18 protein-coding genes and 3 pseudogenes are annotated in these 22,358 nt (G+C 70.5%); 14 read left to right on the plus strand and 7 right to left on the minus strand.

Going from position 1 to position 22,358, the window contains the following annotated elements:
* On the plus strand, positions 1-546 hold the full coding sequence (locus ACZ4WZ_RS20175) for a Clp protease N-terminal domain-containing protein (RefSeq protein WP_467892151.1): 546 nt from the start codon (positions 1-3) through the stop codon (positions 544-546).
* Positions 543-1,091, plus strand: coding sequence for an MOSC domain-containing protein (locus ACZ4WZ_RS20180; protein ID WP_467892153.1), 549 nt, complete (start codon positions 543-545; stop codon positions 1,089-1,091). Before ACZ4WZ_RS20175 ends, ACZ4WZ_RS20180 begins: the two co-directional genes overlap by 4 nt.
* Here ACZ4WZ_RS20180 and ACZ4WZ_RS20185 read toward each other — a convergent pair.
* Positions 1,009-2,469: pseudogene (locus ACZ4WZ_RS20185) on the minus strand (helicase associated domain-containing protein); the annotation flags it as partial. The gene ACZ4WZ_RS20180 and the pseudogene ACZ4WZ_RS20185 overlap by 83 nt on opposite strands.
* Before the next feature lie 210 nt (positions 2,470-2,679).
* Here ACZ4WZ_RS20185 and ACZ4WZ_RS20190 point away from each other — a divergent pair.
* The 3 genes from ACZ4WZ_RS20190 to ACZ4WZ_RS20200 all read left to right on the plus strand — a co-directional run bounded on the left by ACZ4WZ_RS20190 (position 2,680) and on the right by ACZ4WZ_RS20200 (position 6,245).
* A complete protein-coding gene (locus ACZ4WZ_RS20190; RefSeq protein WP_467892155.1) occupies positions 2,680-2,898 on the plus strand; it encodes a hypothetical protein in 219 nt (72 codons plus the stop codon).
* 32 nt (positions 2,899-2,930) lie between these two features.
* Positions 2,931-4,994, plus strand: a complete 2,064-nt coding sequence (locus tag ACZ4WZ_RS20195) for an HAD-IIB family hydrolase (protein WP_467892157.1) — start codon at positions 2,931-2,933, stop codon at positions 4,992-4,994.
* Positions 4,995-5,540: 546 nt separating this feature from the next.
* Entirely contained in the window at positions 5,541-6,245 is a 705-nt protein-coding gene (locus ACZ4WZ_RS20200; protein ID WP_467892161.1) for a class I SAM-dependent DNA methyltransferase, read from the plus strand.
* 212 nt (positions 6,246-6,457) lie between these two features.
* Here the strand turns inward: ACZ4WZ_RS20200 and ACZ4WZ_RS20205 are convergent, their stop codons facing one another.
* Positions 6,458-7,411: an IS481 family transposase gene (locus ACZ4WZ_RS20205; protein WP_467892163.1), complete on the minus strand. Its 954-nt coding sequence runs from the start codon at positions 7,409-7,411 to the stop codon at positions 6,458-6,460.
* A gap of 319 nt (positions 7,412-7,730) precedes the next feature.
* On the opposite strand from ACZ4WZ_RS20205, the gene ACZ4WZ_RS20210 reads away from it, so the two are divergent.
* Together ACZ4WZ_RS20210 and ACZ4WZ_RS20215 are read left to right on the plus strand one after the other, a co-directional pair.
* Positions 7,731-7,889 carry a hypothetical protein gene (locus ACZ4WZ_RS20210; RefSeq protein ID WP_467892165.1) on the plus strand — a complete coding sequence of 53 codons (159 nt, stop codon included), beginning with the start codon at positions 7,731-7,733 and terminating at the stop codon, positions 7,887-7,889.
* Between the two features lie 450 nt (positions 7,890-8,339).
* Positions 8,340-8,523, plus strand: a pseudogene (locus ACZ4WZ_RS20215) (NF041680 family putative transposase); the annotation flags it as partial.
* Positions 8,524-8,543: 20 nt separating this feature from the next.
* On the opposite strand, the gene ACZ4WZ_RS20220 reads toward ACZ4WZ_RS20215, so the two are convergent.
* The gene (locus tag ACZ4WZ_RS20220; RefSeq protein WP_467892167.1) at positions 8,544-9,224 is read right to left on the minus strand and encodes a response regulator; all 681 of its coding nucleotides are present in this window, start codon (positions 9,222-9,224) and stop codon (positions 8,544-8,546) included.
* Positions 9,225-9,479: 255 nt separating this feature from the next.
* Between ACZ4WZ_RS20220 and ACZ4WZ_RS20225 the strand changes: the two genes are divergently transcribed.
* The 3 genes from ACZ4WZ_RS20225 to ACZ4WZ_RS20235 all read left to right on the plus strand — a co-directional run bounded on the left by ACZ4WZ_RS20225 (position 9,480) and on the right by ACZ4WZ_RS20235 (position 13,129).
* Positions 9,480-10,466, plus strand: coding sequence for an ABC transporter ATP-binding protein (locus ACZ4WZ_RS20225; RefSeq protein WP_467892169.1), 987 nt, complete (start codon positions 9,480-9,482; stop codon positions 10,464-10,466).
* Positions 10,463-11,284 (plus strand): ABC transporter permease, encoded by an 822-nt coding sequence (locus tag ACZ4WZ_RS20230; protein ID WP_467892171.1) that lies wholly within the window; start codon positions 10,463-10,465, stop codon positions 11,282-11,284. Before ACZ4WZ_RS20225 ends, ACZ4WZ_RS20230 begins: the two co-directional genes overlap by 4 nt.
* Positions 11,285-11,431: 147 nt before the next feature.
* Positions 11,432-13,129 carry a sensor histidine kinase gene (locus tag ACZ4WZ_RS20235; protein ID WP_467892173.1) on the plus strand — a complete coding sequence of 566 codons (1,698 nt, stop codon included), beginning with the start codon at positions 11,432-11,434 and terminating at the stop codon, positions 13,127-13,129.
* A 148-nt stretch (positions 13,130-13,277) separates the two neighbouring features.
* Here ACZ4WZ_RS20235 and ACZ4WZ_RS20240 read toward each other — a convergent pair whose 3' ends face one another.
* Entirely contained in the window at positions 13,278-14,507 is a 1,230-nt protein-coding gene (locus ACZ4WZ_RS20240; RefSeq protein ID WP_467892175.1) for an MFS transporter, read from the minus strand.
* A gap of 502 nt (positions 14,508-15,009) precedes the next feature.
* On the opposite strand from ACZ4WZ_RS20240, the gene ACZ4WZ_RS20245 reads away from it, so the two are divergent.
* Positions 15,010-15,414 (plus strand): type II toxin-antitoxin system PemK/MazF family toxin, encoded by a 405-nt coding sequence (locus ACZ4WZ_RS20245; RefSeq protein WP_467892177.1) that lies wholly within the window; start codon positions 15,010-15,012, stop codon positions 15,412-15,414.
* 509 nt (positions 15,415-15,923) lie between these two features.
* On the plus strand, positions 15,924-16,247 hold the full coding sequence (locus ACZ4WZ_RS20250; RefSeq protein ID WP_467892179.1) for a MerR family transcriptional regulator: 324 nt from the start codon (positions 15,924-15,926) through the stop codon (positions 16,245-16,247).
* Here ACZ4WZ_RS20250 and ACZ4WZ_RS20255 read toward each other — a convergent pair.
* Together ACZ4WZ_RS20255 and ACZ4WZ_RS20260 are read right to left on the minus strand one after the other, a co-directional pair.
* A complete protein-coding gene (locus tag ACZ4WZ_RS20255) occupies positions 16,238-16,483 on the minus strand; it encodes a hypothetical protein (protein ID WP_467892181.1) in 246 nt (81 codons plus the stop codon). The two genes, ACZ4WZ_RS20250 and ACZ4WZ_RS20255, sit on opposite strands and share 10 nt — an antisense overlap.
* A 754-nt stretch (positions 16,484-17,237) precedes the next feature.
* Entirely contained in the window at positions 17,238-18,131 is an 894-nt protein-coding gene (locus tag ACZ4WZ_RS20260; protein WP_467892183.1) for a hypothetical protein, read from the minus strand.
* Positions 18,132-18,959: 828 nt separating this feature from the next.
* Between ACZ4WZ_RS20260 and ACZ4WZ_RS20265 the strand changes: the two genes are divergently transcribed.
* Positions 18,960-19,244, plus strand: coding sequence for a hypothetical protein (locus ACZ4WZ_RS20265; protein ID WP_467892186.1), 285 nt, complete (start codon positions 18,960-18,962; stop codon positions 19,242-19,244).
* An 865-nt stretch (positions 19,245-20,109) separates the two neighbouring features.
* Here ACZ4WZ_RS20265 and ACZ4WZ_RS20270 read toward each other — a convergent pair.
* Positions 20,110-20,965: pseudogene (locus tag ACZ4WZ_RS20270) on the minus strand (IS5 family transposase).
* A gap of 355 nt (positions 20,966-21,320) precedes the next feature.
* Here ACZ4WZ_RS20270 and ACZ4WZ_RS20275 point away from each other — a divergent pair.
* A complete protein-coding gene (locus tag ACZ4WZ_RS20275; RefSeq protein WP_467892189.1) occupies positions 21,321-21,692 on the plus strand; it encodes a hypothetical protein in 372 nt (123 codons plus the stop codon).
* Positions 21,693-22,358 lie beyond the last annotated feature (666 nt).

Consider the following 22,358-nt stretch of genomic DNA (forward strand, 5'->3'; position numbering starts at 1 on the left):
GTGTTCGAGTTTTTCACCGATCGGGGTAAGCAGGCCGTCGCCGCTTCCCAGGACGAGGCGATCGCCCTGGGACACGACTTCATCGGCACCGAGCACCTCCTGCTCGGCCTGCTTGCCGTGGAGGGCGGGACGGCCGCCGGGGTGCTGCGCGGGCAGAACGTAGGCCTGGCGCGGGCCCGGCAGGAGACCTTGCGCGTCCTGGAGGCGGCCGGGATCGTCGCCGTGGGCGGGCAGCCCGCACGCGATGCCCTGTCGTCGATCGGCATCGATGTCGCGGAGATCCAACGCCAGGCCGATACCTCCTTCGGACCCGGCGCCTTCCAATTCCCCCGGCCGGCCTACACCCCCGAGGCCCGCAAGGCACTGGAGAACACCCTGGACGAGGCCCGGGCACTGGGCCGCGACAGGTTCGGCACCGAACACATCCTGCTCGGTCTGCTGACCGTGTCCGAAGGCAACGCCCTGGCGGTCCTGGTCGCCCTCCAGGCCGACCCCGCCACACTGCGCGAGACGGTCCTCGCCCAGGCCGCCCAGGAGGGGCCGTGAACGAAGGCCGGATCACCGCGGTGAGCCGCAACGCCTCGTACTCGTTCAGCAAGCCCAACCACGCGTCCATCACCCTGCTCGCCGGCCTCGGTGTGGAGGGCGACGTCCACGCGGGCGAGACGATCCGCCACCAGTTCCGCATGAGCTACGAACCGGACCTGCCCAACCTGCGCCAGGTCCACCTGATGCACGAAGAGCTCTTCGAGGAACTCGCGCTCAAGGGGTTCGACGTATCCGCGGGCCGGCTGGGCGAGAACATCACCACCCGCGGGGTGGACCTTCTCGGCCTGCCCACCGGGTCTCTGCTGCGGCTCGGAGCCGAAGCGGTGGTCGAGGTGACCGGACTGCGCAACCCGTGCTCGAAGATCAACGACTTCCGGACGGGTCTCCTGGGAGAGATGTTTGCCCTGGACCCGCTCACCGACGAGTTCACCTTCAAATGCGGCGTCATGGCCGTGGTCCGCCAGAGCGGAACCGTTCGTCCCGGCGACCCGGTGGAGGTGGAACTCCCGGCCCGCCCCCACCGCGCGCTGGAGCGCGTCTAGGAAGCAGCTGGTTCGTTGCATACCTGGGCGACACCTTGTCGGCTCCCACTTTGTTCCACACGTCGGTGATGGGCCGCAGCACCCCGGGCCGCGGCTCGCCCGACAGGCCGTCCAGCCGATCGCGGAGGAACCGGGACCGGCACTTGGCGGCGGTGCCACGGTTCACGCCCAGCCGAGCGGCCACCGCGAGGTTCGGTCTGCCCTCCGCGCACTCCGGCACGATCCTTGCCCAATGGCGGTCGGGGTGCAGGACCACGTGCAGGCCGTTGTGCTCACCGGCGGCGCTGCAGCGGTCTGCGTCCAGGGTGCCGTACTTCACGGTGCCGGTGATGTCGGCCTCGGGCGCGTCCAGCAGTTCCTTGCGCCGCTCCCCGAGTTCGCCGGCGCGCAGCGCCTTGCGCTGCTGGTGCACCCACCGGCCGAGCGGGAAGTCCTTGGGTGACGCCGACCTCGGTCTCGGTGTCGTACGGGACGGCGTACAGGCCGGTGATCCGGTTCTCGGCCCGCCACCGGGTCAGGGCTTGGTAGCCCTCCAGCCACACCAGGGACTCGGGCCGGTAGACCCGGGTGCGCAGGAACGCGGCGATCGTGGCCGCGTCCCGCGGGCTGGAGAAGTGGAGCAGGGCCGACTCGGCGGCGGCGGCGTCGACGCCGTCCTCCTGGTCCTCGCCCGGCTCTAGGAACACCGGCACGATGATGCGGGCGACCTTGGTGCTGCGGTCGCGGCGCAGGGCCCGAGCACCCGGCGCACGCGCCGGTTGTTGGCGTCGATGCCGTTGCTGTCAGAGGCGTCGGCGATGTACAGCTCGGCGGCGGTCTCCGGCAGCTCGTCCGCGAACACGGTGGCGTCTTCGACCTTCTGGTGGAACGTCATGAACGTACGCAGGTCGCACGCCGCGGCGTGCTCCAGGAGCGCGGTTGGCAGCAGCGCCAGGCGCGGGCCCCGCGGTGCTTCCTCGGACTCCCCGAGCACGGGGGAGGGGCCGCGGATCTCCAGGACGTCGATCTCGAACCCCGCGAGGATGCCCCGCTCGATCGCCTCGCTCAGGCCGAGCTCGGCGAGCCACGCGCCGTAGGTGCCGTCCGGGTCGTCGGCCATGCTCGCGATCTCCGTCTCCTGGCTGCCGGTGCCCTTCTGGGGGCGGGCCTCGGCGAGGATGCGCGGGGCAGCGGTGAGGCGAGGCGTAGGTGGCGAAGACGACCACGGGCCCGGTCCCGGCCCACAAGGCGAGCTGGATCGGGTTGGTGGTGGTGCGCACCCCCAGCTCGTTGAGCACCGGGTCGTTCTCCAGCGAGCACACTGCGACCATCGGGGCCGGTGGCCCATCAGGCGCCATGCCTGCGCGGTCTGCGCGAGCAGGTCCAGGGTCGGGACGGTGCAACGACGTTTCTGCTGGACAAGGTGCTGCCCGTTCTCGACGGGGGCCAGTTGCGGCCGGAGCGGTACGAGGGGACGGATGCGTCGTGCAGTGCGCCATATCCGCCATTCCCTTATATGGTGAGAAAACGGGTGTACGGGACGCGTAGGGAGCGTCCTGTGTCCGCCACCCGAGAGGCCCACCCTGCTGCCCGTTCTGTAGGAGGTGCTGTGTCCCAGACCGGTCCTGCCATCGATGAGTTGGTGGCATCCGCACTCAACGCGCCCGGGGAATTGGTGACCCGGCTTCTGGGCAGCGCGGATTTCCGTACGGCGCGGCTCGGTCAGGCGATCCGGAACTTGCAGGACGTCCCGCCGGAGCCGCAGGACGCCGATGCCTGTGACGGGACGCGTGTGATCGACCCGGTGACCCACGACCCCGCGTGGTGAGTGACCGCAGGGCAACGGCAGGCGCTGCCAGGGTGCTGGCCACCGACCTGGACGGCACCTTGCTGGGTGGGAGCCCACACGACCGGCGGCAGCTCTTCGATGTGCTGAGCGGGGACCCGGACATCACCGTCGTCTTCGCGACCGGCCGAGGCCTGGCGTCGGTCCGGGCTCTCCTGCGCGACGATCCCCTGCTGCCGCCCCCGAACTGGATCATCGCCGACGTCGGGTCCACCATCGTCGATGCCACCCGCATGGCGCATGCCCGAGCCCTGGAGGCACGGTTGCGCGCCGGATGGCCGGGCGCCGGACGGGTCCGGGCGGCGCTGGAGGCGTTCCCGCACCTGGTGTACCAGGAGCACGTACCCCAGGAAGGCCGCTGCTCCTTCTATCTTGCCCCCGATGCCCTGTCCGACGAGCTGATCCGTGCGGTGGAGGTGCTGGGATGCTCCTGGTCGTACGCTTCGGGCCGGTACTTCGACGTCCTACCGCCCAGAGCCGGCAAGGGACATGCGCTGGAGCTCCTCGCCCAGACGCTCGGGTGGCCCCGGCGGGCGATGCTGGTGGCCGGGGACTCCCTCAACGACCTTTCGCTGTTCCGCCTGGGCACGCCCGCCGTTGTGGTCGCCAACGCGGAACCCGCGCTGACCGCGCGGGTCCCTCCCAGTGAGCGCGTCCACCATTCGGAGCTTGACGGAGCGGCCGCCGTGCTGCAGGGGATCGAACGCCTGGGCCGGCCGCCGAGGCGCTCGGTGGTGGTCGGCTACCACCGCCCGCCCGTCTGCTGGCTCGACGGAGCATGGCGGCCGCCCCCCAGCCCCAACGGCATCCTGCCGACCCTCCAGGCTGCTCTGGCCGACGAGCACCTGGACGCGGTATGGGCCGCCGCCCACGTCGGCGAAGCACCCGCGCCTGCACCGCCCCGGGCTGACGGCGTCCCGACGCTCTCTCTCCTGCCGCTGCCCCCCGAGCGGTGGGCCGGCTACTTCCACCGCACCTGCAAGGAGACCCTCTGGCCGGCCCTGATGTCCCAGCCCGAGCTCATCAGGCACCGGCCCGTGCACTGGGACGACTACGAAGCCGTCAACACCGCCTTCGCCCGGCACATCGCCTCCCTCGCCGAACAGGACGCGACGGTCTGGCTCCACGACTACAACCTCTGGCTCGTACCCGCCGCTCTCAAGGCCGACCGCCCCGACCTGACCATCGGCCTGTTCCACCACACCCCCTTCCCCCGCCCCGACGTCTTCCGCCGCATCCCGGCAGCCGACCAGTTGCGCGACTCACTCGCCCGCCTGGACTGGGCCGGCTTCCACACCCCCGACTGCGCCGACAACTTCCGCCGGCTCCTCGCCGGCACCGCGGTGCCCGCCCCGGACATCGGCGTGCACCCCCTCGGCATCGACCGGCCCGCCGTCACCCACCTCGCCCGCTCCCGGGCCGGGTCCCGACCACACCACAAGAACGACGGCGTCCAGCTGGTGCTGTCGGTGGAGCGCCTCGACTACGCCAAGGCCCCCGTCCAAAAGATCCACGCACTGGACACCCTCCTCGCCGAAGAACCCACACTCCGGCAACAGGTCCGCTACCGCCTGATCTGCCCACCACCCGAGCCCGGCATCCACGCCTACGACACGACCCGCACCGCACTCGAGAACGCAATCACCCGCATCAACCAGCGTTGGGGCACAGCCGGCTGGCAGCCCGTCGAGTACATCCCCCACACCCTCGACTTCACCGAAGTCGTCGATCACTACCTCGAGGCCGACGTCTTCTGGGTGACCTCGCTTGCCGACGGCATGAACCTCACGGCCCAGGAGTACATCACCGCACACCACGCCGCCCACCGCCCGGGCGTCCTGATCCTCTCCCGCCACGCGGGAGTCGCCCAGCACCTGGGCAGCGCGGCCGTACTGACCGACCCACTGCTTCCGCACGACCTGGTGGACACCCTGCGAGCCGCGCTGGCCATGCCGGTGGACGAACGTGCTACCCACATCGCCCGTCTGGCGGCCCTGCTGGACACACCGGACCCCGCCGATTGGGCGCGTACGGTCATCACAGCCATCCGCGCCAGCGCTGCCCCGCAGACGCGCTGACGATCTGGTATCGGGGTCGTAACGCTGGTAGCGGGCCGGCCGTCCGGCCCGCAGTGGCGACAGGACCTGTCTCTGGAGACGGGGTACGTCGAAGAGCAACTGGTACCCGTCCTGCGCGCCGAGTGCGAGACGCGCCTGTCGGCTCATGGGCCGCAGGAAGTCGTCCCCGTGGACGACTGCTGCCCCGCGGGGCCCGCCGAGGCGGGCGGCGATGTCTGCCGCGAGGGTGGTCTTGCCGGCGCCCGCGCGTCCGTCGAGGGCCACCAGGCCCCCGGGAGATACACCGAGGGACGCGCGGGCCTGGAGGACCGCCGTGACCATGTGGTCCGTCACTACACGGCGGCTGGGGCACGTCGGCGGGAGCCAATCCATCCTCGAGGTCGTACCGCTCACGCGGCCGACGCGGCGACAGGCGCGCGACCAGGCAGGTTCCCGATGGGCACCACCCGGGCCGAGAAGCGACAAGCTGTACAGGCCAGACGAGCGCCGGCAGCGGCTCAAAACGCAGTCTTGCCGCTCAGTGAACTGCGCTCTACCGTCCGGCGGGTGCCTGATTCCTATGCCGACCTGTCGCGTTTCTACGACCTTGTCATGACCTCGGGCTACTACGACTACGACGCCTACGCACAGGCCCTCCTTGCCTGCATCGGTACCCGCACGGACGTGCTGGAGCTGGGGGTGGGCACCGGACTGGTCGCCGACCGGCTGCTGGCCCTGGGCCCGAAGGGCCTGCGGCTGACCGGCATCGACCACACCGACAGCATGCTGGCCCAGGCCCGCGACCGACTGGGCGAGCGCGCCCGGCTCCGACGCGAGGACGTCCTGGACCTGTCCCTTCCCTCGGCCTTCGACGCCGCGTACTCCGTCGGCGGCATCTGGTACATCGTCCAGGACGGTGAAGAGTCATGGCTGAGCAGTCACCTCATGGAGGAGGAGGACAACGAGAATGGGCTCACCAACCTCGCCGCCGCCATCCGGCCCGGTGGCTCCCTGGTGCTCTCCGTTCAGGGGCCACATCGACGTGACGACCGAAGCCTGCCCGGAGGCCTGCTCTACACGCAGCACGTCGCGGTCGACTCGCAGGGCCGGCACACCAAGGACTACTTCATCGAGGGGGAGGGGGCGGTTCTGGCTCACCAGCGCCTTCGGTTCCGGCTTTTTCCCCGCGATATGGCTGACCGGCTCCTGGAGCGGTGCGGGTTCCACCTCCAGGCGAGCGATGGCTTGCTGTGGCAGTACGTTCGGCGCTAGGCCGTCTCTTCCGGATCTTGCTCCCCCAGCTACCGCTGGGAGGTGCCCCCAGACCCGCGCCGCCCGGTACCGCACCTCACCGCGTTGTCGCGGCACCCGAGGACGTCCGGTATCGGGAGCCGCTCCGCCTTGCGATGCACGGCACCTGGGGGCACCTCCCAGCGGTACTGGGGGAGACGCGGGCCCAACCGGCAAGATCCGAAAGAGACGACCTAGGTGTGTTGTTCGGGCAGGTTGGTGACGCGGCTGGCGGGTGTGTGGCCTTGGATGCCGGTGTGGGGTCGGTGGTAGTTGTACCAGTCGATCCAGTCGGTGAACGCGGTCTGTCGTTCGGCGTCTGAGGTGTAGGGCTGCTGGTAGGCCCATTCCTCGAGCAGCGTGCGGTGGAAGCGTTCGACCTTGCCGTTGGTCTGCGGCCGCCAGGGCCGGGTCCATCGCGGGCTGATGCCCAGGTCACGGCAGGTGTCGCGCCAGGTGTTCTTGGTGTAGGCCCAGGCGTTGTCGGTCAGGACGCGTTCGACGGTGACGCCTCGTTCTGCGAACCAGGCAACGGCGCGGGTCAGGAAGGCGGCGCAGGTCGGGGCGGTCTCGTCAGGCAGGTCCTCGGTGTAGGCGAGGCGGCTGTGGTCGTCGAGGGCGGTGTGAAGGTAGGCCCAGCCGGTGCCGGTCTTGTTGCGCCGGCCTTCGGCCCGGCCAAGGGTCTTGTGGCCGCCGCCGTCGGGGATCCGGCCCAGTTTTTTGACGTCGACGTGGATCAGTTCGCCCGGCCGGGCGCGTTCGTAGCGGCGGACGGGTTCACCGGTGGCCCGGTCCAGGGCCGCGAGTGGTGGCAGGCCGTGGCGAGTGAGGATGCGGTGGGCGGTCGAGGGCGCGATTCCGGCGCGGGCGGCCAGTCGCAGGGGTCCGATCCGGTACTCGCGCCGCAGCCGCAGCACATGTTCCTCGACCTCGGCCGGAGTCCGCCGCGGCTGGTGGTGGGGGCGGCTGGTCCGGTCACTCATTCCGGCGATGCCCAGGGTCCGGTAGCGGGTGGCCCAGCGGGCCGCCGTGGTGTGGCTGACCTGGAAGCGTTCCGCTGCCCGGCGCACGGGCCACCCGTCGTCCACGACACAGCGGGCAAGCCGAAGTCGGCCGGTCTCGGTCAGCGGGGCATTACGGTGGACCACGAGGGCCTCCTCGGATCGGTGGAGATGTCGCAATCCACACCGAACCCGGAGGCCCTCACCCATTTCAAGAACCCAGCACGCGTGTCACCAACGTCCCGGGGCAACACACCTAGCCGGCCATCGCCCAGTGCACGGCGTCCGTTGTCGAACCTGCTCACCAAAGGGCCGGGGAGGGCCGGTTCCCGGACCCGGGGCCGCCTGACGACTTGGACACGGTCCTCCTGTGTCAGCGGACGCAGCTCCGCTCCGGCCGCCTGGTCCGACTCGCCGTGCGCGGGTCGCCCCGGGCGTGGGGTCCCGCGACGTCCTCGATATCACCGTGGTCCGCCCGGATCTGGTCGCCGAGGTCAGCGCGGATCGCGCCATCGACCACGGCGGCGTCTTCCGCCACCCGCTCCGTTTCAAGCGGCTCCGCCTGGACGTGGCGGCCGCAGACGTGCCGCGCTTCGGCCAGTGCCCTGCTGCCGCGGCCGGATGACCCCAGATCAGCCTTCGGTGCTCACCCCGGTTCCCAAGGGGCGGCGGCCGGGGGAGCGGGGCACCACAGGCCCATCGAGCGCTGCGCCGGAACCGGCGGCCAGCTCGGCGGCGAGGCGGGCCCGGCGGGCAGCCGCCGGCGGCGCAGGGAGAGTTGCAGGGCGCGGGCCGGTGCCCAAGGCGCGGCGTTCGATCACCGCCCAAGTGTCCGGCATCCGGAGCAGGCGCCCGCCCCGATCCCGCGCTTCAGGCTGCTGGGAGCGGCCCGGCGGCTGGGGTGGGCTGGGTGAGGCGTGAGCTGAGGCGGAAGCGCATCCCGGACCAAGTGGCCGCGCTCGCCCGCCGCCCGGACCTGGCCGCCCTCCTCGACCGGCACGTGCCGCCGTTCCCCGCTCGCCGGTCCCCACCCGGTCGCCCCGGAAAGGTGACCGGGTGTTCCTGGCGGGGGTGGCGCGGCCGGGGCGACGCGGCCCGGATGCGACGGGCCCTGGCCTCGGTGCCGCTTCCGTGTGTCGAGGAGGGCCGGCTGGTCCTGGCCTTCGATGCGGATCCTGTGTCACACCTACGGCGGGGGCAAGGACCACCACATTCCCGTTCCCGGCTGGCCCTACTCGATCGTCTGCGCGCTGGGACCCCGGCCAACTCCGGCACGCGGTCAGCGGGAGCGCGCCGGGACCAGGCCGGCCTGGTACGCGGAGATGGCTGCCTCCACGCGGTTTCGCGCGCCCAACTTACCGAGTACAGCGCTGACATGTGCCTTCACGGTGCCCTCGACCAGGTGCAGGCGGTTCGCGATCTCCGCGTTCGACAGCCCGGCTCCGAGTCCGGCCAGCACGTCGCGCTCCCGCTCGGTGAGCCGGTCCAGTGGCCGGTGGGGATGGGCCGCGCGGTGTGCGCGCAGCCCCGCGATGACGCGGCCCGCGACCCGTGGGGACAGGTACGCTCCGCCGGCCCCCACTGCTTTGACGCCGTTGAGGAGTTCTCGCGGGTCATCAGCCTTCAGCAGAAAGCCGTCGGCGCCCTCCTCCAGGGCACGGGTGACGTACTCGTCCTGACCGAACGTCGTCAGCATGATCACACCGACGCCCGTCAGCTCGCGGTGGAGCCGCGTCACCGCAGTCAGCCCATCCATGCCGGGCATCTGGATGTCCAACAGGACGACGTCCGGCCGGTGCCGGCGGGCGAGGGCGATGGCCTCCTCGCCGTCGCCCGCCTCGGCGACCACGTCGACGCGCGGGTCGCGGGCCAGGATGGCCCGCACCCCGGCCCGGACCATCGCCTCGTCGTCGGCCACCAGGACCCGGACCGGGCGGTTATCGGTTGTCGTCTCGTCCACGCGCTTGAGCCTACGGCCGGCGCACCACCGTGCGAACGGCGAGCTCCACGGATCCGCCCCAGGGCGGGCCACACCCCTGACGGAAGGCAGGAGCCTGCTGACCTTCGACCGATGGGCTCGGACGTCGGGTCCTTCTAGCGTCGCTTCCGTACGGCAACGCGGCGCAACCGCCGCCTGGGGAGAGGCCCACCGCGGGTCGCCGGTGCGTGCCCGCCGTCGATTGCCGCGTTCGGCCACTGACAGCGAAGGAACTCCGTGATCACCCTCCGAGGACTTACCAAACGCTACGGTGCCACCCACGCGGTGGACGACCTCACACTTGACATCCAAGCCGGCCGCGTGACCGGGTTCCTCGGTCCCAACGGGGCCGGGAAGTCCACCACGATGCGCATGATCCTGGGCCTGGACCACCCCACGCGCGGGCGGGCGCTGATCGCCGGCCGGCCCTACGCGGCCCTGCGCCGGCCACTGTGCGCGGTCGGGGCGATGCTGGACGCCCGGGCCGTACACCCGGCCCGTTCGGGCCGCGCGCACCTGGTCGCCCAAGCTCGGGCCAACGGCATTCCGGTACGGCGCGTGGACGAGGTCCTTGAGCTGGTGGGCCTGGCCAAGGCTGCCCGGCGCCCGGCCGGCACGTACTCGCTCGGCATGAGCGGGCGGTTGGGGGTGGCGGGTGCCCTGCTCGGAGATCCGCCCGTGCTCGTCCTGGACGAGCCGGTCAACGGCCTCGACCCGGACGGCGTGCGGTGGATTCGCCGACTGGTGCGCGACCGGGCGGCGGGGGGATGCACCGTCTTCCTCTCCAGCCACCTGATGAGCGAGATGCAGCTGACGGCCGACCACCTCGTGGTCATCGGACGGGGGCGTCTGCTGAGGGACACCTCCATGACGGATTTCCTCGCGGCCGCCTCCCCCGCCTCGGCACGCGCCTCGGTGCCCGACCCGGAGGAACGAGCCACGCTGGCCCGCCGTTTGATGGCGGCCGACGGGGTGAGCGTCGAGACGTCCGAGTCCGGCGAACTCACCGTCGAGGGCCGCAGTGCCGCCGAGATCGGCGACCTCGCCCACCACTGCGGCATCCGCCTGCACGGGCTGAGCGACGTCCGGATCTCGCTGGAGCAGGCGTACATGGACCTGACCGCGCGCAGCGTCGAGTACGCGACGGGCGGCACTGGCGCGAGCGCGATGCGCACCACCGGCACGAGGACAGCCCGCACGGCCGGCAAGGGGGAACGGCGGTGACGACGACGGCGCGCGGTGACGGTGACCGGGCGGATCTGCCCGGGGCAGGGCACGACGGCCTGGGCCACGGCACGGCCGGCGGCTTCGCGGGGGCGGTCGCCTCGGAGTGGACCAAGCTGTGGTCGGTCCGGACCCCCTACCTCTGCCTCGTCGCGGGTCTTGCGATGACCGGGGTGTTCACCTTCTACTACGCCTCGATCGCCCGTATCAACGAGCATCCGGTCCAGTCCGTCGGGAACGCGGTGGCCTCTTCCGCCGTACTCGTCCAATTCGCCGTGGTCGTGCTGGCCATGGTGACGGTGACCTCCGAATACTCGACAGGGAGCGTGCGGGCGTCACTGCTGTGGGTGCCCCGGCGCCACCTCGTCCAGGTAGCGAAGGCGCTGGTGGCGGGCGCGGTCGCGTTCGTCGCCGGCACCGCGTTCGCGGTCGTGGGTACGGCGGTTGCCTGGGGGCCGTTCGGCGGACGCGCCTCCTTCGAGGCGGGCACAGCCGTCGGGCAGGTCCTGGCCGTCGGCCTCTACCAGGCGCTCGTGGCCGTGCTGACCGTCGGGGTGGCATTCGCCACGCGCCATCCCGCCGGCGCGCTGTCGATCCTGGCAGCCCTGCTGTGGGGGCTGCCGAGCGTGCTCCTCGGGCTTGGCGGTCCGACGCTCGCAGCCGTCAACGATCTCTTGCCGCATGGAGCGGGCGACCGCTTCATGCGCGTCGGAACCGACGTCCCGCACGCGCCTGTGACGGCGGTCCTGATCGTGGTGGCGTGGGCAACTGGCGCACAGCTGGTCGGTCTGTACGTGTTGCGCCGCCGGGACGCCTGACGCGTGCCGTGTGCTCGGCGCCCGCCTCTGTGTCGAAACCGGGCCCGGACGCCTCCCGGGGCACACCCGTTCGTCGGGCGTCCGGGCCCGTCGCACAGAATCGACCGGGCGGATGAGGGTATTCATCGGAAGGACGGTTGACGCACCATGCTGCCATCGCGCATTCTCCCGGCCAGGCCCGTTCTGGGCGACGTGGCGCTGTGGGGCGTGCTTGCCGCCGCAACCGGCTACGGGTTCCGGGACGCGAGGGCGGCCTCGCCGGTCCTGGACCTCCTGCTCCCGTTGGCCGTCCTGGCGGTGGCCGTGCCGCTCTCCCGCCGTCGGCCCGGGGCCGCGGTGGTCCTCGTCAACGGGCTCTGCGCGCTGGGACTGGCCGACTCCGCGACTCCCGCCAACGCACAAGTCCTGTCGCTGGCCGCCCTGAGCTGCCTGCTGGGAGCTCGGGTCGCCACGGCACGGGGCCCGCTCCTGGTGCTCGCCGGGTGCCTCCTGCTCGACATCGCGATGTGCGCTGTGCTGCGGACTCAGGCCGTGTGGTGGTTCTACGCGCTGACCGTACTGCCCGCCGCCCTCCTGCTGCCGTGGCTGGCCGGACGACACTGGCGCGGCCGGCGGGAGCTCGTACGGGAGGGATGGCGGTTGGCCTGGAGCCTGGAGGAACGGCAACACCTGGTCGCAGAGCGGGCGCGGCTGACCGAGCGCGCGGACATCGCAGCCGACATGCACGACTCTCTCGGCCACGTCCTGAGCCTGGTCGCCCTGCGGGCCGGGGCCCTGGAGCTCTCCCCCGACCTGACCGAACGCGACCGTTCCGACCTCGCCGAACTGCGCGGGACGATCGCGGACGCCGTCGAGCAGCTGAGGGAGACGGTCGCCGTCCTGCGCGACCCGCCGGGGACCGGCACGGGCGCGAGCACCGGTCTGCCCGTCGGGGACACCGTCGAGGACCTCATCAGCCGCGCGGTCGCCTCAGGGGTGCCGGTGCGGTGGGAACGGCGCGGGCCGGTGCCCGCGCTGTCGCCCCTGGTCGAGCGCGGGATGTACCGGGTGGTGCAGGAAACCCTCACCAACGCCGTGAAGCACGCGCCGGGCGCATCAGTGCGGGTGGGGATCACGCACGAGGCCGACCGCACCAGGGTCAGCGTCGAGAACGCCGCCCCGCCGGCCGGCGAACCGGCGCACCAGACGGAGGGCCCGCAGGCCGGCACAGGAGGGCAGGGCCTGACGGGCCTCCGGGAGAGGGTCACGGTCCTGGGCGGTTCGTTGCGGACCGGCCCGCACGACGGCGGGTTCCGGGTGACCGCCGTCCTGCCTCACCAGGCTCCGGCCGTGCCCCTGACACCGGCTACGGCGTCCGGAACGCCTGCCGACGACGCTTCAGAGCGGACCAGCGAGAGCCCTGCACGCATGGCCCCTCACGCCGACAACGTCGGCAAGGGAACAGGAACAGGAACCGGCATGGAGTCCGCCAGGCGGCTCGCGGATGCCCGGCGCGCCGCTCGGGGCCGCTCGGTCGCCGCCTTCACGGCACCCGTGGCCGCAGCCGCGTTCTTTGTACCCGCCGCCGTCTACCTGGCCTGGCAACTGACGACGAGCGTGCTGCCGCCGTCCCGGTTCGACGAGCTGGAGCCCGGCCGTCCACGCGCCGAACTCGCCCGTGTGCTGCCGGCCCGCGCCTACCCCCACCCGCCCGACCACGCCCGCTCCGCGCCCCGGCCACCCGGCACCCGCTGCGAGTTCTACCGCTCCGGCCGCGACCTGCTGGATCAGGTCGACCTCTACCGGCTCTGCTGGGCCGGCGACGTACTGGTGGCCAAGGACACCGTGCCGGCCAACCGGCCCTGACCGCACCGACCACATAGACCTGCGGGGTCGGGCGACGGCGAAGGGGATGCAGTCCACGAGGGACTGCGCGGTGAGGGCGTCCTTGGCCTCACGAGGTGTCGCCTCCCACTCCTCGGACAACGGGTCGGGATTGTCGACGACTGCTTCATCAAGGCGTTCCACTTCGAACAGGTCTGACCGAAGGCGTCCAGACGAACTTCAGCGCGACGGCGCTGACGGGCACGATGGCGATCATCAGCGCACCGCAGCCGACGAGGACGGTGGGGGCGCTGGTCCTGTCGAGGATGAAGCCCCCGAGCGCCGCTCCGAGGGGGGCGGCCGTCAGGAGTACGGCGCTGCGTGCGGCCAGAATCGTGGTGAGCGACTCGGCGGGTGCGCGGCCCTGGATCAGGGTGAGGGAGAGCGCGGAGTAGGGCCCGTAGACGAATCCGGCGAAAGCGAAACCGATCAGGGAGGGGAGGGGGGTGTGCGTGACGGCGAAGAGCAGCATGCCGGTGCCGTGGCCCGCGATGATGCCGAGCATGGTTGGCCACACCGGCAGCCGGCCGGCCGCGCTCAGCGCGAGGGAACCGATGAGGGCTCCGATACCGAAGGCGGACCAGTAGGCGCCGAGCAGCCCAGGGCCGGCCTGGAGGTTGTCCGCGACGAACAGGGGCAGGGCGACTTCTACAGGTCCGTACGCGAGGTTGAACACCCAGGTCACGACGAGCAGGCCGAGGAGTTCCGGCTGGCGGAGCAGAATGCCCAGCCCTCGAGGTGCGCCGCCGGTCACCAGTTCCGGTTCCGGCGCAGGTCCCGTTGAGGAAGGCAGAGCAGTGCGGCCGGTCTGGAGGGCGAGCACGGCGAACGTGGCGGCGTCCACGCCGATGATCCATGCCGGGGATACCGCTCCCACGAGAAGTCCCGCGAGAGCAGGGCCCGCGATGGTCGCCATCCACAGGCTGGTGCTGAGCACACTGTTGGCCGTCAGACGTTGGTCATCGGAGAGCAGAGGGACGAACAGGGCGTGCTTGCCTGCCTTGCCCCAGGCGTGCAGCAGCGACGAGGTGCCCAGGAGCCCGATGTACACGGTCGGGGTGAGGAGCCCCGCCACGTGCGCGAGCGGGACCGCCCCGAGCAGTACGGCCCGTAGCGCGGAGTCGGTGACCAGGAGCCGCCGTGCAGGAAGCCGCCGCATCCGCTTTCCCAGGATCAGCGCGCCGAGCGCACCGGGAAGGACATAGGCGGCAACAGCGATGCCGGCCAGCGCGCCCTGGCCGCCGTCAGGGCCCAGCTCGAGTGCCAGCCATGCGACGGCGACGACGGTCATGCCATCGCCCAGATCGGACAGCGCGAAGAGGGGCAGCAGCCGCCGAAACGTCCGGTTGGCGAACAGCAAGCGGTAGGGGCCTCTTGCGCCAGAGCGATCAGCGCCCTGCCGCGTGCCGGAGCGGGGTGGCCGGGCGCAGTCGCATGTCTCGGGTCCGGAGTCGCTGAGACCATCGAGGGCGAGTTCTGGGACCGGTCTCGTCGCTGCGCTCCTCGCGCTCGCCCCATGGCGAGGGCCTGCCCGCCGACTGCAAGTCCTGGACCACCAGGCGAGTACGCCCTACGTCGGCAGGACAGCACCAAGTCCCGAACCCGACAACGGGGTTCAACCCGCGCGAACCGGCCCGCTATCCGGGACATCAGGACCTCGAACGCCTCCTGCCAACGGGCAGGGTCTACGCTGTGACTCGCGGCCACCGCATGATCTTCAGTCTTCACACACCGATGATCAACGGTGGCCGCGCCCGTCTTCACCGCCCCTCGGACACGACGTGCGAAGACGGGGCCGTATCCCTTCCGTGTCCCGCACGGGGCACGCAGCGTTCGCCCGCCGTCTCGTGCCAGGAGGACACATGCAACGCGGTGAAGTCTGGTGGGTCGACTTCGATGAGCGACGCCCGGTCGTGCTGCTCTCGGACGAGGAGTCATCCGGGTTTCAGGCGATGCAGGTCGTTGCGCCAGCGGGCGTCGACATCAGCGGCCTGGGCGTTGAAGTGGCCGTAGGAGCCCCGGAAGGACTGCCCTTCGAAGGCGTGCTGCGGTTCGCGTTCCCGCGTCCAGGCTTTACTCCGTGCACATGGCTGACCGCCGTGGCCCGGGACGACCTGATCGAGCGGGCGGGCGTGTTGTCCTCCGTGAAGCTCAGCGAGGTTGGAGAAGCCGTCCGTGCCGCTGGACAGAGGAGGGAATGGACCCCGATGGCGGCTGCCAGGATCAGCGAGATCAAAGATGCCCGCCGTCTCGAAGGACTTGAGTAGCGGACGCCTGTGCTGCCCAGCTCGATCTCGTCGACGACTGACCGCTGCACCCTCTCCACCGCACTCCAGCAACAAGATCACGATCTACGGCTGGAGTACTAGGTCCTGGCCCCCGCGCGCTCGTCGCCCCGGCACATCCAGCGCCGTCATCTGAACCAGCCGCAGCGCACAGCCCGGTGTAGAACGGCCTCCCCTCGTCCTCCAAGGGGAGGCCGTTCTGATGGCGGGGCCAGCTCGTGCAGCCAGCCGACCAGCCGAGCCAGGCCACGCGGAGCGGGTTCCGCTCCTCCCGGTCCGCGTGCTGGACCTCTGTCCCGCGGGGCGGCCCGGTGTTACTGCCGCCAGAGCGCTCTGGTCACCGGGCCTCGCCCGCGCACGCCTTATCGGCGCGGACTGCGCCCGACCACATCCGCGGCCGGCCAGCGTCCCGCAGCACAACCACAGAGTTCGGCATCCTGTGTGAAACGCGGAGGCTAGCGTTGACGCCCGACGCTGACACCGCCCCTTCCATGACAGCAGACGACTCGTTCGGCCGTCTCGATGACGACGACCACCCCGCCTACGCGATGGGGCGGGCCGCCGAGATGCTCGGCACTACCCAGGCCTTCCTCCGCGCCATCGGCGAAGCCCGCCTGATCACCCCGCTCCGCTCCGCCGGCGGTCGCCGCCGCTACTCCCGCTACCAGCTGCGCATCGCCGCCCGTGCCCGGGAACTCGTCGATCAGGGCCACGTCATCCTCGAGGACCAGCTCGATGAAGCCCAGCGCATCAACCTCTGCGCGCAGGTCCCGCCGGGCCCCGGCTCAAGGAGCCGTCCGCCTCATCACCGCTGACACTGCAGGGCGTCGGCACCCGCGGTGATGACTTCGGCGAGCCGGTTGGCGACAGCTGCGTTGCATCCTCCGAGCCGGACGAATCCGTGGCCGGCCACCGGTCCGTCGTTGTACAGGGACGGGAGAACCATCCCGGCGAGAGCGAGCGCCGCCTGGAGGTTGGCGACGGCGTCTTCGCCGGCCTGGTAGGCGGCGTCCTGACGCCGCTTGTACTGGATCCGCTCGACGTAGGTCATTTCGCACACGATGCTTCTGCCTTTCGTGGTAGGCGTGGCGGTTGGAGTAAGGGCCGAGCGCGTCGTGGTTTCGCTCCGCTCGGGCCATCGAGGTGCGGCCCATGCGCTGGGACGTCGCCCCCGGGCGCACCGCTCCCCTGGGCGCCGCCGGTCACTTGGCGGACAACGGGTACCGCCATGCCGAACGGCGCGACGCACGAGCGCCGCGGCAGCCGGATGCCCGGGGTGCGAGGTACGACACGGGCCACAGCCGTTGAACGAGTCCCAGCCTGGACAAACTGTCGGGCAGAGTCTCCGCACGGCCCGTGACCATCGGTTTCGATCTTCGTTTCAAAGGTGGAAGCGAACGCCCCTTTGAACGCGTGGGAAGGACCGGGTTGTCCAAGAAGTCAGCGGCTGTCACCGCCTCCGGTCTTCGCGGTCGCCGCGCACGGGACGATCGGCCTTCCGACGTCATGGTCCGGCAGCGCCGTGGCCGACGTCAGGTGGGCGCGGGAACCCCGCCGCGTACCTCCTCCAGTCAGCATCAGCACCTCATTTCGTCGGAACGGGGATTGTCGGCCGGTCAGCGTCCACCGACGGTACGAATTTGAGGGCCCGGCCCTCCGGCGGGAGCTCACCGACTCGTGCCGAGCAGACAACTGAAGAACGCCGCGGCTGCCCCCGGGCCGCCGGCACGACACGGTTGCCCGTTCCCCAGCGTGGAGCCGCAGCCCCGGCCTGCCCGAAGGACACCGCCGCCCGCGTGCGGCCGTCATGCGCCGTACCCGAATCTGTGACCGCTGGACGGAGAGCGATCAGCCCCTCTGTCTGCCACGGAGTAGCCGGGCCGGACACCCTCCGGGCTGGGCCGGGCCGCGGCCGTCCGTCCCGCCCGGAGCGCGACGGAGGGGGACCGGGTCCGGTGCCGTGGAGCGGCCTGGCGGGGCGGCCGCGTGAGTGTGATCTGGCGGACCAGCTGCTGGAAGCAGGCCAGCGTCGCGACGGCGGGAAGCGCACACGACGTCCCGGCGGCGAGCGTTCTGGGTCCCTGGGCTACACACAGGAGCGTCGCCAGCGTGGAGAACAGCAGGACGATCGACCAGGAGTGAAGGGCGCGGCGCTGGTGCAGCGCGGACCTGAGGATGGACAGGGAGGCCGCCATCCAAGGTCCGTAGATCAGCAGGGGCCACCAGCTCGCCACTTCGCTGGCCGTGTCGAGCCCTGCGCTGTGGCGCAGCGCGTCGCAGATGACCAGCCCGCTGAGGATGCTCACCACGGCCGCGATGACGGCGACCAGCGCGGCGGTGAAGAGACTGCCGGTCTGCAGCAGGGTTGCCACCGGCGTCCGCGACGCGTTCCGGCGGTGCGCACTGCCGGAACGTCTGGGCGGCTGCTCGGCAGGGGTCTGCTTCAGTCCCGCGACAAGGCCGATGGCGCTGACCGGTTCACCGGTGTCGTCGTAGCCGACGCGGGTGAAGGGCTCCGGCGGGCCGGGTGCGGCGCTCTCCTGGAGCAGGCTCGCGAGCTCCTCCACCGGATCCCACGGCCGATTCTCCTCACCGGAACCGCCGGGCGGCTCCCCCGGGTCCGGCTGGCGCCAGAACAGGGTGGTGTCCGGCGGGGCGTGGGAGCCGTGCAGGTCCGGGTATCCGTACGGCTCATACACGGGAACTGCCGCCCGAGCGCTCGCCGACGGCCTCCTCCGACGGCGGGGTGCCCCCCGACCTCCGGTCGAACTCGGCCTGGATCGTTCTCATCGCATGGAGGAAGTCCTCAAAGACCGAGGACGAGTATCGCAGGTCGATTTCCAGGCCTCCGTCCTCCAGCGTTGCGTTCCTGACCTCGCCGTCGCCGGCTGAGCCTGGGGTGAAAGTCCACTTTCCGATCCGGGTAGGCCCGGTGCGGAAACCACCTCCCCGTCCGTCTTCTTCTGGAGGTCTGCGGAAGAAGACGCGGGGCTTTGCTGTTGTCATATTCCATAAACGCTGTCGATGTTGGTCTGGGTATGCGCCATTCAGGTGATGGTGGCGGATAAGAAGCTGTTGACCCCGTCCCTTGTCGTTTTCTGCAAACGCGACAAGACTCAGCAGTGACATCCTCCCGTACCGCGAATACGCAGCTCAGCGCGACGGTGAGCGCCGGCCGACGCAGGTTCTCGCCGCACTGCTGCCGCGCGCGCCTGTCCGACGACGTCCCCCTCGGTGGCCGGATGCGTCCGCATATGTCGCCGACTCTTCATATTTTCATCGCCCTATGCGGCTTCCCGGCATCAAACGGCCTCACGCCTCGCGGGACCACGTCGATCCTCGGCGCGGTACTGAACGTCGATTGATCATCAGTAAAAAGGCTGATAGGCCAAGCTGGGCGGGTTGCTGCGCATGGCTGCAATCTCAGGGGAGAGCGCAACCCTGCATATGCCACTGCGTTATGCCGGGCAATCGAGGGGACTGATCGTGTGCGCCGCCTCGAGCATCTGCCTTCGAAAGGACCAGCTGTGGCACACCTCCTCCCCTGGATCGTGCTGATCTCCGCTACCCTGGGCGCCGGTTGCACCGCTTTGACCTCATCAGGGACCGGCCGGCTGTGGCACGTGGACACCCTGGAACTGAGGCGCCGACAACGCTTCGAGCACGTCCTGTCCTGCCATGTTGACGCCCTTCATCTGGCCCGCCGACAAGCGGCGGCACCACTGGAGAAGCCCGCCGGTGCATCCGCCCGCATGCCTGCGGAGCCGCTCCAGGTCGTCCACGAGCTGTGGGTGCCGCCCTTCCATCCGTGACTGCACGCCGCTACTGCGCTGTGGCGATGCACCGCTGACCTCGGCCGGAATGCCACGAAATACTCATTCCGGCAGATCGTGCACGCAAGCGTGGCTGATATCGCGGATCCCTAGAAAACCCCGGCAATCCGCACAACTTCGGCCATGCAAAAACCCCGGCAATCCGTACATTGCCGGATCTCCCAAACGTGCTGGCCTTGAACTGCGGTCACCCGCGTAATTCACGTTCGACGCACCTTCGTGCTAGGCGTTTGGTGAAATGGCGAGAAGTACCCAAAACAAAAGAAATATCATCCATCTATTCTTTTTTCATGCAGGGAGCAGCTCAATTCGTGAAGGTACGCGAGTACGACCTCTGTGGTGACCTACCCGACGGCGGCGGCCCATGGTCGGCCGCCCGCCGCCGCATCCGGCCGGCGGTAGCGCGGATGGCGAGCAAGGTGCGAGCGGCGCTGATGCGGGTGACACGTCGCCTCGCTGAAGCGGGCGCAGCGGAAGCGGCCACTCCACCCCTGTGGGAAGCGGGATCGATCCGTCCACTCCACGATGAATACCGGGCGGGCTTCCCCCTGCCCCTGCCCCGGCAAGCACGCGGCACGAGCGACGCCGACGGCTGTCCATGGTGCCTCGCCCTCGGAAACCCCGGCCCTCCCGACCGACCCGACCCCGAGCACTGACCTGCGCCGGTGCGGCGCCGATGACACTGCTGGCGCAACCTTGTGTGAATGGGTGGGCAGGTGGCACTGGTGGGGCGCCAGCCGGGTCCGCGCGGTCGTCCCTGCTCTCACCGTGTAGTGATGCTGATCTTGGCTGTCACTGCGTGACCAAGCTGCTGCCATGAGGTGGCTAGGTCTGTCGCCAAATGTCACGCCCACGTCAGGAGTGAGGCGAGGGTGACGGCTGCTTCGTAGGGCTGGGCGGTCTTGTCGTAGCGGGTGGCGACGCCGCGCCAGTGCTTGAGGCGGTTGAAGCACCGTTCCACGACGTTGCGGTGCTTGTAAGCCTCGCGGTCGAAGGGCCGGCGGGCGGCTTCCCCTGCTGCCTCGTCGGGCCCGGTTTCGGACCTGGTCGGCCCGCTCGGGGATCGTGTGCGGGATGCCGCGGCAACGGAGCCACCTGCGGATTGCTTTCGAGCTGTAGCCCTTGTCGCCGAGGACGTGATCAGGCCGGATGCGGGGGCGCCCGGGTCCGAGACGGGGTACCCGGATCGCTTCCATCACGGTGGTGAACCGTGTGCGGTCGTTGGTGTTGCCGCCCGTCACGACGAAGCGAGCGGTCGGCCCCGGCCATCGCAGGCCAGGTGGATCTAGATGGTCAGGCCGCCTCTGGACCGGCCGAGGGCCGGGCCGGGCCGCGGAGCCCCCTTTTCGGGCCCTGGCGGCGTGCTGGTGGGCGCGGACGATCGTGGAGCCGACCGACACCAGCCACATGGTGTCGCCCGCCGGGTCCGCCTTCGCCTGAGCGGCCCGCAGCATCCGGTCGAACGTCCCGTTCCTCGTCCACCTGCGAAAACGCGTATGCAGGGTGGCCCACGGCCCGTAATGCTCAGGCACACCCCCCAGGCCGTCCCGGACCGGAACGCGGGTCGTGCCCGGTCCGAAGGCCTGATCCTGCAGTCCGCGCCGCCCGTGACCGCCCCCTCCCGCTGAACCGCTCCCTGGCCGAAGGCAGCACTGGAGCGTGGTGAGGTTCGTCAGCACGGACGGCGAAGGCAAGCACATCCCGACCAGGGAAGGCAACAGGTACTTCGGCTGGCAGCACTTTGCTGAAGACGCCCTCCCCCGATGACGAGGGATCCGCGCAGCCCGCGGCACGCTGGGAGGACGAACCGGCTGGGCGGCGGCCCCGTGGTCAGGGGTGTACTGCCCCTGCGGCGTCATCGATACCTCGTACGCGTCGTCGTGGGCGACGGCGCCGCGCCGACCGAGTCGACGGCGTACGACATCCCCCTGCTGGACCGCGACGGGAGGAGGCCCCGCCGCCGCGCTGCCTGCCGCCCTACGACAGCTCGTACGGCACGCCCCGGGCGACCGGCCTCTCGCCACGGCCGGACCCGCGGACACACCCGGCATCCCCGTGCTGCCGGCGGAAACCGTACGACTCATCCTGGACGCCCACCCCGCGGCACCCGACCTCACGGACGCCCTCCACGCGGCCGCCACCGGCTTCGCGCCGAGCGCGGACATCGACAACCAGGACGGGCTCGTCCTGCTGGGCTTCCTCCTGCTCCACGAGGAACGCGCACGCCTGTACCTCACCGGCGGCGGCCTGCCGGACACCGTCGGCCTCGACGTCGCCCTGCGCGACCGCCACGGAACGGTGATCTCCGCCATCACGGACCTGTCCGCGGTCCTTCCCAGCCTCATCGCCAACGACCAACTGCAGTACAACCCGTCGGACGAGACGGACCCCCACTGCGTGCAGGTACTCGACCTCACCCACTGGTAGGCCGCGCCCCGGTCGGCCTCCGCGCGACATCGGCCGACCAGGTGACCGGCGCGAGAGCGAAGTGCAGACGTGGGATCACCCTCATCGACCCACCCTCCGAAAAGCATCGTCACCACCCTGAGCTCCCGTCCCACGGTCGGTGCTGCTGCCCTCCGCGACCTCCACGGACATCCAACCCTGTGACACCACTAGACAAGATCATTCGAAGACAACGCACCGTCACCCTGAAGGCTGTGCGAGGCCGCCCACGCCAAGGGCGCCCAGGACTGACTGACCGTCGAGGGCCACCGGCACGGCTCGCCCCGGTCCGTCGCCTTCAACCCCCGCACCGAGGACGCCAACGCACTGCGCGACGCCACGGGCATCCGCTTCACCGAACTGCCCCCCACACGCGACGTCGTATGGCAGAAGATGCAACACCCAAATGGCCAGTAGCCCAGGACCTGCGATCTGATTGTGCGCCACAACCTTGCAGATGAGGTTCCGAATCCCGTCCGGCCCGGCACCACCCAAGCAGCCCAAAGCCATGTTGCACGGCGACCTGGACCAGCCGGCGACCCTCAGCGACGCGGACCTGCGGGACTGACCGCAGCATCGAGCCGCCGTCACCTTCGACTGCGCCTCGACCGAACCGACGGCGAGGCCGTCATCCGGTACGCGGTGGTC

This window comes from Streptomyces sp. NPDC029122, from assembly GCF_055569445.1.